12 protein-coding genes and 1 pseudogene are annotated in these 14820 nt (G+C 62.8%); 5 read left to right on the top strand and 8 right to left on the bottom strand.

What is annotated here, in order from left to right; genetic code table 11:
• Positions 1 to 273: 273 nt before the first annotated feature.
• On the bottom strand, positions 274 to 408 hold the full coding sequence (locus J9889_RS24490) for a hypothetical protein (RefSeq protein ID WP_010674281.1): 135 nt from the start codon (positions 406 to 408) through the stop codon (positions 274 to 276).
• Between the two features lie 87 nt (positions 409 to 495).
• Between J9889_RS24490 and J9889_RS07385 the strand changes: the two genes are divergently transcribed.
• Positions 496 to 1533 (top strand): AI-2E family transporter, encoded by a 1038-nt coding sequence (locus J9889_RS07385; RefSeq protein ID WP_223937790.1) that lies wholly within the window; start codon positions 496 to 498, stop codon positions 1531 to 1533.
• 167 nt (positions 1534 to 1700) lie between these two features.
• On the opposite strand, the gene J9889_RS07380 is transcribed toward J9889_RS07385, so the two are convergent.
• On the bottom strand, positions 1701 to 3389 hold the full coding sequence (locus J9889_RS07380; RefSeq protein WP_102948260.1) for an FAD-dependent oxidoreductase: 1689 nt from the start codon (positions 3387 to 3389) through the stop codon (positions 1701 to 1703).
• 134 nt (positions 3390 to 3523) lie between these two features.
• On the opposite strand from J9889_RS07380, the gene J9889_RS07375 reads away from it, so the two are divergent.
• The 3 genes from J9889_RS07375 (at position 3524) to J9889_RS07365 (ending at position 8117) form a co-directional block, all read left to right on the top strand.
• A complete protein-coding gene (locus J9889_RS07375; protein ID WP_210556223.1) occupies positions 3524 to 6463 on the top strand; it encodes a GGDEF and EAL domain-containing protein in 2940 nt (979 codons plus the stop codon).
• Positions 6464 to 6538: 75 nt separating this feature from the next.
• Positions 6539 to 7381, top strand: coding sequence for a pyruvate formate lyase 1-activating protein (pflA, locus tag J9889_RS07370; RefSeq protein WP_010674272.1), 843 nt, complete (start codon positions 6539 to 6541; stop codon positions 7379 to 7381).
• Between the two features lie 94 nt (positions 7382 to 7475).
• Positions 7476 to 8117, top strand: a complete 642-nt coding sequence (locus tag J9889_RS07365; RefSeq protein ID WP_210556222.1) for an energy-coupling factor ABC transporter permease — start codon at positions 7476 to 7478, stop codon at positions 8115 to 8117.
• Between the two features lie 57 nt (positions 8118 to 8174).
• Here the strand turns inward: J9889_RS07365 and J9889_RS07360 are convergent, their stop codons facing one another.
• From J9889_RS07360 to J9889_RS07345, 4 genes are all read right to left on the bottom strand, one after another.
• Positions 8175 to 8867 carry an ABC transporter permease gene (locus J9889_RS07360; protein WP_125117167.1) on the bottom strand — a complete coding sequence of 231 codons (693 nt, stop codon included), beginning with the start codon at positions 8865 to 8867 and terminating at the stop codon, positions 8175 to 8177.
• A 3-nt stretch (positions 8868 to 8870) separates the two neighbouring features.
• On the bottom strand, positions 8871 to 9611 hold the full coding sequence (locus tag J9889_RS07355; protein WP_010674269.1) for an ABC transporter permease: 741 nt from the start codon (positions 9609 to 9611) through the stop codon (positions 8871 to 8873).
• A 105-nt stretch (positions 9612 to 9716) separates the two neighbouring features.
• A complete protein-coding gene (locus tag J9889_RS07350; RefSeq protein WP_010674268.1) occupies positions 9717 to 10490 on the bottom strand; it encodes an ABC transporter substrate-binding protein in 774 nt (257 codons plus the stop codon).
• 65 nt (positions 10491 to 10555) lie between these two features.
• Positions 10556 to 11326, bottom strand: coding sequence for an ABC transporter ATP-binding protein (locus J9889_RS07345; RefSeq protein ID WP_010674267.1), 771 nt, complete (start codon positions 11324 to 11326; stop codon positions 10556 to 10558).
• A gap of 532 nt (positions 11327 to 11858) precedes the next feature.
• Between J9889_RS07345 and J9889_RS07340 the strand changes: the two genes are divergently transcribed.
• The gene (locus J9889_RS07340) at positions 11859 to 12761 is read left to right on the top strand and encodes a lysine exporter LysO family protein (RefSeq protein WP_041215456.1); all 903 of its coding nucleotides are present in this window, start codon (positions 11859 to 11861) and stop codon (positions 12759 to 12761) included.
• A gap of 82 nt (positions 12762 to 12843) precedes the next feature.
• Here J9889_RS07340 and iadA read toward each other — a convergent pair whose 3' ends face one another.
• Positions 12844 to 13974 (bottom strand): beta-aspartyl-peptidase, encoded by a 1131-nt coding sequence (gene iadA, locus J9889_RS07335; RefSeq protein WP_049637108.1) that lies wholly within the window; start codon positions 13972 to 13974, stop codon positions 12844 to 12846.
• A 58-nt stretch (positions 13975 to 14032) separates the two neighbouring features.
• Positions 14033 to 14674 (bottom strand): annotated as a pseudogene (locus J9889_RS07330) (transporter substrate-binding domain-containing protein); the annotation flags it as partial.
• Between the last annotated feature and the right edge of the window lie 146 nt (positions 14675 to 14820).

Here is a 14820-nt window from a genome sequence, read left to right as displayed (position 1 = left end):
CTCCCGGGAACACCAACTGCCATATCGGGCGGCATCGGCCAACAGAGATGCCTACATCGCCTCGGACGGGAGCACGACGCCCCGTGAAGCGCGAGGTTTATTCGAGGCCCCGTATGCGATCTCCTGTTCCAGGAAAGGGGATTGTCGTGCTTTTCTGAACCCGGGCTAAACCGGGCACCACTGTTCACTTGTGCGCGATCGGGCCATTCATTATGCTCGGCCCGCTCAACGCAGGCCTTCCAATCAACGACATATCAAGCAGATAAATATTTCTTAAGCCTTGAACACCTGTGCCATACATAACGTGCAGGTGCGCTCGATGTATGCTTCAACCATTGAAAACAAACTTATTAATTGTCCATCGACCAGAATGCCGACCTTGAGTTCACACAGGGTCAGCGGGGTCATGCATCCATCCCTCTCTGGAGTCATATCAGCATGGAAAATAACGATCTGTCCCTCGTCGAAAAAAGATTGGTTGCCAGATTCCTGGACATGTTCATCAAATTTGGCCTTATTCTGGCGCTAGGCTCGTTCTGCTTCACCGTGTTCTCCCCTTTCATGAACATGATGCTGTGGGCCCTGATCCTGGCGGTCACCCTTTACCCCCTCCATCAGCGCTTTGCCGCCAGACTCGGGGGAAAACAGGGTCAGTCGTCCACCCTGCTGATCCTGCTGGGCATCCTGCTCATCGTGGCCCCCACCGCCGCCATGCTGGGCTCCCTGGGCGACAGCGTCAGCGCCTTGGTCGACAAGGTGGAGAACCACACCCTGGTGATCCCGCCCCCCTCCGCCGGGATTGCCGACATCCCCCTCGTTGGTGCCAAGATCCATGGCCTCTGGATGAAGGCATCGGTGGACTTGCCCGGCCTCCTCATCAGCTACAAGCCGCAGCTCGGCGACATGGCCAAGCAGACTGTCGCCATGCTCGCCAGCATGGGGGGAGGCCTGCTGGGCTTCGTCGCCTCCTTCATCGTGGCCGGCATCATCATGGCCTGGGGGGAGCCGGGCGCCATCAGCGCCGATCGCATCGCCATACGCATCACCGATGAGCGCAAGGGCCTCGCCCTGACCAAGCTGTGCACCAGCACCATCCGGGCCGTGGCCATGGGGGTTATCGGGGTCGCCTTCATCCAGGCCCTGCTGGCCGGCGTCATCATGTCCCTCGCCGGGATCCCGGCGGTCGGCATCTTCTTCGTCCTGGCGCTGATCCTGGGCATCGCCCAGATCCCCGTCATCCTGGTCACGGGACCGGCCATCGCCTTCATGTGGATGGCGGGGGATCACGGCACCCTGCTCAACGTCATCTACTCAGTGCTGCTGGTCGTGGCCGGCATGGCCGACAACGTGCTCAAGCCGCTGCTGCTGGGACGTGGTGTCGATGCACCCATGCCGGTAGTGCTGCTGGGGGCCCTGGGCGGCATGGCCACCAATGGCATCCTCGGCATGTTCATCGGTGCCACCCTGCTCTCCATCGGCTATCGCATCTTCATGGCATGGGTCGACGATGCACCGGCCAACGCGGCGCAGTAGCCTCCCCTCCTTCACCCCCTGTGGCGATGCGGCAACACCCTGTCCGCACGCCCCTCGGCGACGCGGCAGCCTGATCGGCATCGGCCCCTGATGAAGAAACGGGCCACTCACTGGTGTGGCCCGTTTGCATACAGAGTGATCAATCGGGCCATTTCAGCATGGAGGATCTACTCGGCGATCACCGTCTGCCAGGTCTTGAAGCCGCCGGAGAGGTTCTTCACCTTGAAGCCGTGCTGGCTCAGCAGGCGGCAGGCCACGTGACCCCGCAGTCCCACCTGGCAGCTGATGAGCAGCTCTTTATCCTTGGGCAACTCATCAAGGCGGCCACGCAGCTCGTCCAGAGGAATGTGCATCGCCCCCGGAATGCGTCCCAGCTTGTCGAGTTCGGGGCCGTTTCGCACATCCACCACCTGCTGATGGGGGTGGCGAGCCTGCACCTCGGCTGCGTGGCAGAGCAGGGTGTCCCCCTTCAGATGGTTGCTCGCCACGAACCCGGCCATGTTGAGCACATCCTTGGCCGAGCCAAAGGGCGGCGCATAGGTGAGCTCCAGATCCTGCAGATCAAACACGGTGAGGCCGGCGCGCTGGGCCACCGCCAGCACGTCGATGCGCTTGTCGATGCCATCCTTGCCGATGGCCTGGGCGCCGTAAATCTTGCCATCGGGGGCAAACAGCAGCTTGAGGCTGACCGGGTGGGCGCCGGGATAATAGCCGGCGTGGCTGCCCGGGTGGACATAGACCTTCTCGAACGGCAGCCCCAGCTGCACCAGCCGCTTCTCGTTCAGCCCCGTGCTCGCCACCGCCAGATCGAACAGCTTGCAGATGGCGGTCCCTTGCGTCTTCTTGTAGGTTTCGCTTCGCCCCAGCATGTTGTCGGCAGCGATGCGCCCCTGGCGGTTGGCGGGGCCCGCCAGCGGGATCAGCACGGACTCGCCGGTGACGAAGTCGGTCTCCTCCACCGCGTCCCCCACCGCGAAGATGCAGGGATCCGAGGTGCGCATGCCCGCATCCACCTTGATGCCGCCCCGCGGTCCCAGCACCAGCCCCGCCTTGGCGGCGAGCAGGGTCTCGGGCTTGACGCCGATGGCGAGGATCAGCAGGCCGGTGTCGAGATGAGAGCCGTCGCTCAGGGTCAGGCGCAGTCCACCCCGCTGGGCGGTCGCCACGGCGGCGGTCTTCTCGGCAGGCACCTCCAGGCTTTCGATGGCAGCAAGGCCGGTGCGCAGGCGAAGATCGACCCCCTCTTCGCGGATGCGGGCGTGGAGCAGGTTGGCCATCTCCTTGTCCACCGGCGCCATCACCTGATCGGAGAGCTCAAGCAGGGTGACATCCAGCTTGCGCTGGTGCAGCGCCTCCATCATCTCCAGCCCGATGAAACCGCCCCCCACCACGGTGACGTGGCGGGGCTTGTCGTGCGCCAGCGCCGCCAGGATGCGATCCATGTCGGGAATGCTCCGCAGGGTGTGTACCCCCGGGCTCTCGATGCCGGGGAAGGGAGGCCGGATGGGGGCTGCGCCCGGGCTCAGCAGCAGCACGTCGTAGGCTTCGCGCCGCTCTTCGCCGGTGAGCAGGTTGCGCACCAGCAGGCTCTTGCCGGCCCTGTCTATCTCGATGACGTCGTGAAACACCCGCACATCCACGTTGAACCGGCGCTTGAAGCTTTGCGGTGTCTGCAGCAGCAGGGCATCCCGATCCGGGATATCCCCCCCGATGTGATAAGGCAGACCGCAGTTGGCGAAGCTCACGAACTCGCCCCGCTCGAACATCACGATCTCCGCCTCTTCGCTCAAACGGCGGGCACGGGCGGCGGCGGACGCCCCCCCGGCCACACCACCCACAATCAAGATCCGTTTCATCTGCAAGACTCCACTCAACAGGAAATGACCAATAAATTAGACTTATCTAATTTAGAATTCAATGAAATTTTGTTTGCCACGGATTTGCAGTATTCTTGCCCTCCGACAATTGCTCAACAGGATAGTGTCAGTTCATGTCGTCTACCGCGCTCAGCCATCTTCCGACCGCCAGCCAGGCGCCCCTGTTTTTCCGCCTGGATACCCGTAGTCAACGGCTGGTCGCCCTGACCGATGTGATGCAGACGCCGCTCCACTGGCTCGACGAGCCCCGCAGTGCCTGGCCGGCCCAATTGCCGGACGCCCTGCGCCAGCCTATCGAGCAGCGGCTGGCCAGCGGCAAGGGGGGCAAGCTGGTGCTGCGCTTTGACGCCCTCCTCTGGCACATTTCCCTCTCCCACGAGCAGGACGCCTTCTGGCTCATCTGCCTGCAGACCCAGTCCCAGGAGAGCGCCGCCAGCCTGTCCCTGCAACTGCCGCGCCTGAGCCAGATGGCCAGCCAACAGCAGTATGACGCCATGCTGGAGAGCCTCAAGGAGTGCCTGGGGGCCGATCGCCTGATCCTCTGGCACTACCAGGCCCATGGCGCCCTTGGCGGCGAGCAGCTGACCCCGGTGTTCACCCTGGGGGTGGACGCGCTCGGTGCCATTCGCGGAGACAGCCGCTACATCCGGGCCCTGCGCGCCCGGGGCGCCCTGAGCTTCTCGGAGGCGGCCCACCAGCCCATGTTGAGCCAGCACTACTATCTGGCCGATGCCAATGTCTGCTCCCGCCTGGACGGCGCCTTGCTGGAGCAGGAGAAGCTCATCGGCGTGCTCAGCCTGGAGTATGCCGAGAGCACCCTCATCAGCGATGACACCCTGCAACTGGTACGTCATTGCGCCCGCTTGCTCGGCCACTGGCAGCCGGACCCCGTGGCGACCGACGCCCCGGACCTCGCGCCCCCACCCGGGCTTGCCAACCTGACCGGCAACGATTACTGCCGCGCCCTGCTGCGCTGGGCCATGGGCCTGAGCGGTGCCCACAGGGGCTGGATCGGCGAGTTTCAGCCTCGCGGTCAGGATCTCTGGCTCATTCCCCGCTGCGTGGTGGAGGGGGATGCCTTTGCCGTCGTCAAACCCATGCCCATGGACATCGGCCCGGGCCGGGAGATCTTCCAGCACGGGCAGAGCCTCTACGTGGAAGATCTGGCCCTGCGCTATCCCCAGTCCAGCCAGCTGCTGGCCCTCGACGCCAAGGCCTATGTCGGTATCCCCTTCCCGGGGCCAAAAGGTCTCCCCCTGGGGCAGCTCACCCTGCTGCTCGCCACCCCTCTGGCCGATCCCGCGCCCCTGCTGGACGTCCTCTACGAACAGCGCGAGCGGGCCGCCAGCGAGTTGCAGCGCCTGGCCAATGACGATGCCCTGCGCCTGGCCGAAGTGGCCTTCAACACCCACGACAGCCTGCTGGTGATGGATCACGGGGGCATCATCCTCAAGGTCAATGCCTCCTTCAGCCGCATCACCGGCTTTGCCAGCGAGGAGATGCTGGGCCTGCACATCGACGCCCTGAGGCCCACCTACTATGGCGACACCCTCAAGGAGGAGGTGATCGCGGCGGTCAACCGGCAGGGATACTGGCTCGGGGAGGAACAATGCCTGCACAGGGAAGGACACCTCTTCCCGGTGCGGCTCATGGTGAGCGGGGTCAAGGACGAGGAGGAGGAGATCAGCCACTTCGTCTGCAGCTTCCACGACATCACCCAGGAGAAAGAGACCGCCCGCCACATCGAGCGCCTCGCCTACTACGACGACCTGTGCGATCTCTACAACAGGCGCAGCCTGACCGACATCATGCAGCGCACCCTGCAGGCCTCGAGTGGCCAGTGGGGGGCCCTGCTGCTGCTGGATCTGGACAACTTCAAATCCATCAACGACTCCCTCGGTCACGCCTGCGGCGATCTGCTGCTCCAGGCCGTGGTGGTGCGACTCAAGTCCCTGCCCCAGGAGAACCTGGTGCTCGCCCGCACCTCGGGTGACGAATTTGCCCTGCTCTTCACGGCGCTGGGCCAGGGCTATATCACCGCCAAGATCCTGGCGGAGCACTTTGCCCGGGAGCTGATGGGGATCTTCCGTGCCCCCTTCGACATCGGCGATCACAAGCTGCACTGCAGCGCCTCCGTGGGGATCAGCCTGTTCAGCGATGACGACAAGGATCACCTTGTCCTGATGCAGCAGGCCGATACCGCCGTCCACATGGCCAAGCGCGCGGGTCAGGGCAACCATATCTTCTTCAGTGAAGCCATGGCGGAAAAAGAGAAGAGCAAGCTTTCTCTCAACAACCAGCTGCGCGATGCCCTGCGCAACAACGAGCTGGTGCTGCACTACCAGCCCCAATACCGGGTCGACAACGGCACGCTCTCGGGCATAGAGGCGCTGCTGCGCTGGCAGAAGGCCGACGGCACCATGGTGCCCCCCGGGGAGTTCATCCCCATCGCCGAGGAGACCACCCTGATCCAGGAGATAGGCTACTGGGTGATGAAGACCGCCTGCACCCAGTACAGCTTCTGGCTCAACAACGGCCTCGCCATCCCCCATCTGTCGGTCAACGTCAGCGCCCGCCAGTTCCACACCGCCGGTTTCGTGCAGCAGGTGGAGTACATTCTGCGGGACACCGGGGTGCCCCCATCGCGCCTGCTGCTGGAGATCACCGAGTCCGTGGTGCTGGAAAACCGGCTGGAGAGTATCGCCAGGATCCGCCAGCTCAAGGCCCTCGGCCTGCTCATCTCCATCGACGACTTCGGCACGGGCTACTCCTCCCTGGCCTATCTGCGGGATCTGCCCGCCGACGAGGTGAAGCTCGACAGAAGCTTCATCCAGACCCTGGTCCACAGCGAACAGGACAAGGCCATCGTCAAGGCCATCCTGGATCTCGCCCGGGTGTTTCGTTTCACCGTCACCGCCGAAGGAGTGGAGGAAGAGGAGCAGCTCGCCGTGCTCAAGGCCTTGGGATGCCAGCATTATCAAGGCTTCCTCACCAGTCGGCCGCTCCCCGTCAAGGCACTGGAGAGCCTGCTGGGTGCCACCCCTGCGGGCTAAACTGGTAGGATTTATAGGGCTTTCTGTCATAAAATAACGACCGCTCGAACCTTGTCCGCACCATTGGAGTCGTCTATGTCAGTCATTAACCGGATCCCCGCCGTTGAATCCAAGGGACCTGCCACCCCCGGCACGCAGCGGATCCCGACCGTTGAAGCCAGCGACACCGGCACTACCGACATCATTGGCCGGATCCACTCCGTCGAGACCTGCGGGACCGTCGACGGCCCCGGCATCCGCTTCATCGTGTTCATGCAGGGCTGCCTGATGCGCTGCAAGTATTGTCACAACCGGGACACCTGGGACACCCAGGGCGGCCGCGAGGTCACCGTGCCCGAGCTGATGAAGGATCTCACCAGCTATCGCCACTTCATGAATGCCTCCGGCGGTGGCGTGACCGCCTCCGGCGGCGAGGCCATGCTGCAGCAGGAGTTCATCGCCGAACTGTTCACCGCCTGCAAGGCACAGGGGATCCACACCTGCCTCGACACCAACGGTTTCGTGCGTCACTACGACGAGTTGCTCGACCGGGTGCTGGACAACACCGATCTGGTGCTGCTCGACATCAAGCAGATCAACGACGAGAAGCACATTCCCCTCACCCACGTCAGCAACAAGTACACCCTGGAGTTCGCCCGCTACCTGGCCTCCCGCGGCCAGACCATGTGGATCCGCTACGTGGTGGTGCCCACCTGGTCCGACGATGACGAGAGCGCAGAAGGACTCGGCCAGTTCATCGCCGAGCTGGGAGAGTGCGTCGAGAAGGTGGAGCTGCTGCCCTACCACGAACTTGGCAAGCACAAGTGGGACGTGCTGGGAGATACCTACGATCTGGTCGGCATCAAGCCCCCCAGCAAGGAGACCATGGACAGGGTCCAGGGCATCCTTGGCAAGTATCACCCCAACGTGAAGTATTGAGACAGGAGGCCGCCCGGCAGAGGGCGGCCTCTTTTCATTGCGCCGGCATTCGCCACGGCGCCATCACCGACAGCCGCATCCGGGGGAACCGCTCATGAGTGAAGGACAAGTCGCCGCCCTCCTGCTCTGGCTGGTGCTGCTCGCCTTCAGTCTGAACGCCTCCCTGCTGCGCACCCTTGGCGCCCACCCGCTCTATCAGCATCTTTGCCTCGGCGGCGCCATCGTGCTGGTACCGCTGTGGACCTTGCGGGCCGGGTTGCACGAGGGGCTCGAGATCCACTTTCTCGGCCTCACCAGCCTGACCCTGCTGCTGGGCTGGCGCCTCGCCCTGCTCGCCCCCTGCCTCACCCTGCTGCTCCTCGCTTACTTCGGGGTCATCCCCATAGCCGACATTGGCTGGCAAGCCCTCATCGGCGTCGCCCTGCCGGTGGCCACCAGCTGGCTACTGTTTCTGGGGAGCTGGGCCTGGCTGCCTCGCCACCTCTTCGTCTATCTGTTCGTGGCGGCATTTCTCGGGGGGGCGCTGAGCATTTCGGCCAAGGTGATCGCCAGCGCCCTGCTGATGGGGGTGAGCGGCACCTACTCCTGGCACACCATCAGCGCCGACTACCTCTCCATCTGGCCGCTGCTGCTCTTCCCCGAGGCGCTCCTCAACGGCATGACCATGACCCTGCTCGCCGTCTATCGCCCCCACTGGGTCAACACCTTCTTCGACAGGGAGTGCCTGGGGCGCTGAGCCTGCCCGTGGTCCATAAAAGAAGCCCGCAGTTGCGGGCTTTTTCTCTGCTGGCAGTCAGACGCTGCGCGGGCGCAGGTGGGCATGCCAGCGGGCTTCCCACTTCTTGAACAACCAGACGATGACGAAGGTGAGCAGCATGTAGAGCAGACCTGCGGTCAGGAACGCCTCGAACGGGCTGTAGTAGCGGGAGTTGATGATCCGCGCCGCCCCCGTCAGATCGACGATGGTGATGATGCCCGCCACCGCCGACCCCTGCAGCATGAAGATCACCTCGTTGCTGTAGGCCGGCAGCGCACGGCGAAACGAGTTGGGCAGGATGATGCGGGTGAGGGTCTGCCAGCGGGTCATGCCGAAGGCGCTTGCCGCTTCTATCTGTCCCTTGGACATGTTCATCACGGCGCCACGCACTATCTCGGCGGTGTAGGCACCGGTGTTGAGAGTGAACGCCAGCAGGGCACAGAACCAGGCTTCCGAGAAGAGGGACCAGGCCGCACTGTTCTTGAGCCACTCCCACTGGGCGGCACCGTAGTAGATGATGAAGAGCTGCACCAGAAGCGGGGTGCCACGGAAGAAGTAGATATAGGCCCAGATTGGCCCCTTTATCAACCAGTTGCGGCTGTTGCGCAGTATGCCCATGGGCACCGCCAGCATGAGCCCCAGCATGAGCGAGGCGGCCACCAGCCAGATGGTGGTATAGAGCCCCTCCCAGTAGGTGGGCCACTCCTTGAGAATGATCGAGAAATCCATGGCTTACCTCGTCTTGATGGCGTAGTGACGCTCGGCCCACTTGAGCGCCGAGGTAGAGACTGCGGTGAAGACCAGGAAGATCAGCGCCACCGCCATGTAGAAGGTGAAAGGCTGCTGGGTCGAGCCCGCCGCGAGCGATGCCTTTCGCACCATGTCATCGAGCCCGATGATGGAGACCAGGGCCGTGGTTTTCAGCAGCACCAGCCAGTTGTTGCCAAACCCGGGCAGGGCGTGGCGCATCATCTGGGGAAAGAGGATCCGCACAAAGACCTGGCTTGCCCGCATGCCGAAGGCACGGGCCGCCTCGAGCTCCCCCTTGTCCACCGCCAGGATGGCGCCGCGGAAGGTCTCGGTCATGTAGGCGCCGAAGATGAAGCCGATGGTGGCGACCCCGGCCGCAAACGGGCTGATGTCGATGTAATCGGGCAGCAGGGAGACCCACTCCTGGTTCGGGTTGCTCGCCAGCAGGTGGTTGTTGTAGGCCTCGTTGACCCAGGTGCAGATCCCGTTGATGAGCACCTGGCCACCGAAGAAGAGCAGCATCATCAGCACCAGATCCGGGATGCCGCGAATGACGGTGGTGTAGGCCGCCGCGATGCCGCGTGCCCACTTGTAGGGAGAGAGCTTGGCCAGGGCCCCCAGCATGCCGAGCACCAGGGCCAGCAGCAGGGAGGCAAGCGCCACCTCCAGGGTGATCCAGGCCCCCTCCAGCAGAGAGGTTTCGTATCCTTTCAAATCAAACATATGCAATGCAGCTCCATCGCAATCGGGCCCGTCACTCCCAGCGGAAGGCAACGGGCCCGATGACTACTGACGGGATCAACCTGTCGTTGTTCGCCTGACGTCGGCTTACTCGCCGTACACGTCGAAGTCGAAGTACTTGTCGTTGATTTCCTTGTACTTGCCATTGGCACGCAGGGCCAGGATGGCGGCATTGAATTTCTCTTTCAGATCCTTGTCAGCCTTGCGCACCGCGATGCCGGCACCCTCGCCAAACCACTTGGGATCGGTCAGTTTCGGGCCGATGAACTCGAAGGCATCGCCCCCTTCCTTCTTCAGCAGGCCGTCGCTGATGGCGGCGGAGTCGGCCATCACGTAGTCGACACGGCCGGATTTCAGATCGAGGTAGGCTTCATCCGCAGTGCCGTAGCGCTTGATGGTGGCATTGGGGAAGTTGTCGGTGATGTAGGTATCCATGGAGGTGGCACGCTGCACGGCGATGGTCTTGCCGTCCATGAAGGCCTTGTCAAGCTGGATCTCGGTCCCTTTCTTGGCGGCGAAGCGCGCCGGGATGTGCTGGTACTTCTGGGTGAAGTCCACCTTCTTCTTGCGCTCTTCGGTGATGTCCATGGTGGCGATGATGGCGTCATACTTGCGCGACAGCAGCGCCGGAATGATGCCGTCCCAGTCCTGCTTGATCAGGGTGCACTTCACCTTCATCTCTTCGCACAGGGCGTTGGCGATGTCGATGTCGAAGCCTTTCACCTCGCCGCTCGGCTCGGTCCAGGAGAAGGGGGGATAGGCCCCTTCCACCCCGATCCGGACCTCTTTCCACTCCTTGGCCATCAGGCTACCGGAACACAGGGCCGTCATCACGGCAGTCGCCAGCATCAGCTTGTTCATGTATCTCTCCTTGATAAACACGTCGATCGTTGAAAGTACGGATGGTTGAAATTGAATCCCGTCCATCAATAGATGGACGAGATGAATTGCTTGAATCGCTCCGACTTGGGATGGGCGAAGATCTCCTTGGGATTGCCCTCCTCCTCCACGCGCCCCTGGTGCAGGAACATCACCTTGTTCGACACGTCGCGGGCGAAGGACATCTCGTGGGTCACCACCATCATGGTACGCCCCTCTTCCGCCAGCTCGCGCATCAGGCCAAGGACCTCCCCCACCAGTTCAGGGTCGAGGGCCGAAGTAGGCTCGTCAAACAGCATCACCTCGGGCTCCACCGCCAGCGCCCGGGCGATGGCGGCCCGCTGCTGCTGACCGCCGGAGAGGTGACCGGGATAATAGTCGCGACGCTCCCACAGCCCCACCCGGTTGAGCAGATGCTCCGCCTTGGCGATGGCCTCGGCACGGGGCACCTTGAGTACCTGGATGGGCACCTCGATGATGTTCTGCATGATGGTCATGTGGGACCAGAGATTGAAACTTTGAAACACCATGGCCAACCGGCTGCGGATACGCTCCACCTGGCGCATGTCTTCCGGCAGGCGTTCGCCGGAACGGCTGGTTTTCATCCGGATCAACTCCCCATGGAGGGAGACGCTGCCCGATGAGGGGGTTTCAAGCAGATTGATACAGCGTAGAAAGGTCGACTTCCCCGAACCCGAGGAGCCGATGAGGGAGATCACATCCCCCTTGTGGGCCGTCATATCGATGCCCTTGAGCACTTCGTGGGTGCCAAAATACTTGTGCAGATCACGAACTTCCAGTGCGGCAACGTCGCTCATCCATTACAACCTTGTCTGTCCCTAGACGCCGCTTCGGCGTGACTCCACCACCGTCCATTTAACAAAACGTTAACCGATGGCAACCTTCAGCGAAAATATCATTGAGGTAGTGAAAAAACAATACAGAACCGAGGTATTTGGTGTTTTATCTGTATTTTTATTGGCCTACTGAGTATTTTTCAGCACTTTGTCTGCATAAAATCCATTTTTTGTCGCACCTTCCCTACCGCTCTTTTATACCCGCAGCGCACTGGTAGCAAGCATATTTCACCATATCCGCCAGATGTCATCTAAAAGGACTTTATTCATCCAGGCAGATTCCCCTTCTCTCGTCATTTCATGGGGATGAAATTGATTTTTCAGGTGATGTGGCCCTCTTTCTCTGTTTGCATACAGAGCCGACTGTCATCAAAAAACACAACAATATGATAAAAAAGTCCCGTATGGGCCATGCTGATGCACAGATCCGTGACACAGGTGCAACAAGTCGTGATAAGGTGCCGTTTTTCCACGTTTTGTGATCGAGGCCCCGATGTTGCTCAATGTGTTGCTGATCCTGCTGCCGCTCGTGATCGGCTATCTGGTTCCCCTCTCTTCCGCCCGTCTGATCAAGCTGGTCAACCAGTCCCTGGGCAAGATGGTCTACCTCATCCTGTTCCTGATGGGGCTGGGACTGGCCTATGTGGAGAACCTGGGCAGCAACCTGGCAGTGATCTTCAAGGTGGCAGGGGTGATGCTCGCCGCCATTACCCTCTGCAACCTGCTGGCCCTGTGGTGGCTGGACAAACGCAGCCCCCCCACCCACGAGGCCAGCGACGGCAAGATGCCGAGCAAGCTGCACCTGTTGTGGGAATCCCTCCAGCTCTGTTTCGTGGTGCTGGGGGGCGTCTTGCTGGGGTTGGTGGTGGACCTGCGCGCCCTGCCCATCGACAAGTTGAGCGAGTGGGCCCTGATGCTGCTGCTCTTGCTCATCGGCATCCAGATGCGCAACTCCGGCATGCGCCTGCGCCAGATCCTGCTCAACCCCTGGGGCATGAAGATCGCGCTCACCGTCATCCTCAGCAGCTGGCTCGGCAGCCTGCTGGCCGCCCAGCTGCTCGGCATGCCCTTTGCCCATGGCCTCGCGATGAGCTCCAGTTTTGGCTGGTATTCGCTCTCCGGCATCCTGGTAGCGGACAAGCTGGGCCCGGTGCTGGGCTCCGCCGCCTTCATCAACGATCTGGGGCGCGAGCTTATCGCCATCCTCATCATCCCGGTGCTGATGCGCCGCCACCCCAGCGCCGCCATCGGCTACGGCGGCGCGACGGCGCTGGACTTCACCCTGCCTGTCATCCAGAAATCCGGCGGCATCCAGGTGGTGCCGGTGGCCATCGTCTCCGGCTTTATCCTGAGCCTGCTCGGCCCCATTCTGATCCTGGGGTTTCTCGCCATCTGAACCCCATGGCACGACAAAGCCCGGCACTGCTGCCGGGCTTTTTGTTGATGAACTGAGCGGGCTGGATGACAAGCGCCGGTATTCAGGTGCGCCACCGCCCCCCACTCATCACCCGCTCGATGGCGAACGTATCAGGATCGATCAGCAGCAGATCCGCATCCTGCCCTACCCCCAGGGTACCCTTGCTCGCAAGCCCCAGCGCCCTGGCCGGATTGGCCGTCACTACCGCCAGTGCCGTCTCCAGCGCCACCCCCTTGCCGCAGGCCGCCACCACCTCCTGCCACAGGCTCCCTATCTGGCCGCAGCGCAGCTCGATGAGCCGCCCCTCGCCGTCAAAGCGCGGCAGACTGGCGTTGGCATCCGAGCTGAAGCTGATGCGATCCACGGGCACGCCCGCCGCCAGCAACGCCACCAGGGCGTCGGCCGCGAGCCGCTCCCCGTCATCCAGCAGATCCGGGAAGCTCGACGTGGTGAGGTCGACCCAGCCACCTGCCCGACCCCACTCGATGGCCTCGGCAAAGAGCCAGGGATTGCGGTTGCAGTGGGTGGGGTAGAGCTGGCGAAGCGGGATGTCGGTGTCATCGCGCAGGGCCCGCAGGGGCGCCAGCGCCCCGCGGCCATCCCCCAGGTGAAAGAAGCTGACGCCACTTTTGCCGGACAACAGCCCGGCCACCCGCGCCTCGCTCGCCAGCCGCGCCAGCTCGTCGTGGGTGGGGGCGCTGGACCTGTGATCGCTGATGGCCACCTCCCCCACCCCCAGCACCTCGGGGATCAGCATGATGTCCGACTCTACCGTGCCGGTGAGGGTCTTGACCGGCAGGTGGTAGGAGCCGGTGTACATGAAGGCGCTCACCCCGGCGGCGCGAAACTCGCGCACCTTCCCCAGCACCTGGGCCGGGCTGCGGGTCAGGCTGTCGGTGCCGAGCGCCGCCACGAGCGTGGTGACCCCCGCCGCCATAGCTTCCCTTGCCGAGAGCTCCGGCGTGCGAAAGCCGAAGCCTCCCTCGCCGCCCCCTCCCGTGATATGGGCGAGCGGGTCCACCAGTCCGGGCACCAGATAGCGGCCGCCAGCGTCCACCCGCGTCAGTGGCCAGTCGGCCGGAACCGTCAGTCCCTTGCCCATCCAGGCGATGCGGCCATCCGCCACCAGCAGGTCCTGCTGGCCGAGCGGGGCCGGACTATGGATCTGCGCACCCTCGATCAGGGTCAACATGGGGTCTCTCCTTGCTGCATGAAAAAGGAGGGAGCAGGCTCCCTCCGACTGTTACCCATCAACCGCCATAGATATCGTACTTGAAGTACTTCCGGTTGATCTCCTGATACTTGCCGTTGGCGCGCAGGGCCTTGATGGCGTCGTTCAGCTTGGCCCTTAGATCCTGATCCCCCTTGCGCACCGCGATCCCCATGCCGTCGCCAAACCATTGACGGTCGGTCAGGGCCGGCCCCACATAGTCGAACTTGTCGCCCCCTTCCTTGCCAAGCAACCCCTGTTCGATGGCCGAGGCGTCGGCCAGCAGGGCCAGCACCCGTCCCGCCTTCAAGTCGAGGTAGGCTTCATCGGCACTGCCGTAACGCACTATGGTGACGCTGGAGCCGAAGTTGTCGGTCAGGTACTTGTCGTGGGTGGTGGCCCGCTGCACGCCGATGCGCTTGCCCGCCATCCCTTCCGGCGTCAGCGTCAGTTCGGTGCCCCTGGCCGCCACGAAGCGGTTGGGAATGTGGGCATATTTCTCGGTGAAGTCGACCTTCTTGCGCCGCTCGTCGGTGATCGACATGGCGGCGATGATGGCGTCGTACTTGCGCGACAGCAGGGCGGGGATCATGCCGTCCCAATCCTGGGCCACCAGTTCGCACCTGACGGCCATCTGCTGGCACAGGGCGTTGGCAAGATCGATGTCAAATCCCTTGATCTCTCGTATCTATTCACCAGGACGGGGTTGACGGCATCAGTTCTGCCGGGATGGGATAATCTGTCTTCTCGATGCACGCCCTGACCACGGCCCTCAACCACTCCTGTGGGCAGCGGCCCAATCGCTTGCCGGTCTCCACCAACGACAGG

It is taken from the genome of Aeromonas sp. PrichA-15 (genome assembly GCF_017939245.1).
Classification (GTDB): Bacteria; Pseudomonadota; Gammaproteobacteria; order Enterobacterales; family Aeromonadaceae; genus Aeromonas; species Aeromonas caviae.
This window is presented reverse-complemented; position numbering and strand designations above follow the sequence as displayed.